Annotated in this window: 3 protein-coding genes; all 3 read left to right on the top strand. The window is 41.3% G+C overall.

Annotated features, from left to right (window positions below; all coding sequences use genetic code 11):
• On the top strand, positions 1-399 hold a 399-nt coding region (gene rplE / locus RAC86_RS39270), incomplete at its 5' end, for a 50S ribosomal protein L5 (protein WP_377887016.1).
• A gap of 22 nt (positions 400-421) precedes the next feature.
• Positions 422-607: a 30S ribosomal protein S14 gene (gene rpsN, locus RAC86_RS39265; RefSeq protein WP_003156488.1), complete on the top strand. Its 186-nt coding sequence runs from the start codon at positions 422-424 to the stop codon at positions 605-607.
• A 31-nt stretch (positions 608-638) separates the two neighbouring features.
• Positions 639-883: 30S ribosomal protein S8 (gene rpsH, locus RAC86_RS39260; RefSeq protein ID WP_377887015.1), on the top strand; the 245-nt coding region annotated here is incomplete at its 3' end.

Raw genomic sequence — 883 nt, 5'->3', positions numbered from 1 at the left:
AAAGCAATCGACAGTGCTGTTGAAGAATTAACGTTTATCGCAGGTCAAAAACCTGTCGTTACTCGTGCGAAGAAATCAATTGCTGGATTCCGTCTTCGTGAGGGAATGCCTATCGGTGCGAAAGTAACTCTTCGCGGAGAGCGCATGTATGATTTCCTTGATAAACTTATTTCTGTATCTTTACCGCGTGTACGTGACTTCCGCGGGGTTTCTAAAAAATCTTTCGACGGTCGCGGTAACTACACACTTGGTATCAAAGAACAGTTAATCTTCCCTGAAATTGACTACGATAAAGTAACAAAGGTTCGCGGAATGGACATCGTTATCGTAACAACTGCTAATACTGACGAAGAAGCTCGTGAGCTATTAACTCAAGTAGGTATGCCGTTCCAGAAATAATCAATGAAAGGGAGGCGAAATCGTGGCTAAAAAGTCTATGATTGCGAAACAACAACGTACACCAAAGTTTAAAGTACAAGAGTACACACGCTGTGAACGCTGCGGACGTCCGCATTCAGTCATTCGTAAATTTAAACTTTGCCGTATTTGTTTCCGTGAGCTTGCATATAAAGGACAAATTCCTGGCGTGAAAAAAGCCAGCTGGTAATCCCCAAGAAAGGGAAGGAGGTAATTATATAATGGTTATGACAGATCCAATTGCAGATATGCTAACTCGTATTCGCAATGCAAACATGGTACGTCATGAGAAGCTTGAAATTCCTGCTTCTAAATTGAAAAGAGAAATTGCTGAAATTTTAAAGCGTGAAGGTTTCATTCGTGACGTTGAGTTCGTAGAAGACAGCAAACAAGGTATCATCCGCGTTTTCTTGAAATACGGACAAAACAACGAGCGCGTTATCACTGGTCTTAAAAGAATCAGCAA

The sequence above is a fragment of the Bacillus sp. LR_5 genome (genome assembly GCF_042709275.1).
Note: the sequence above shows the minus strand (reverse complement) of the source record. Positions and strands in the feature narration are given on the sequence as shown.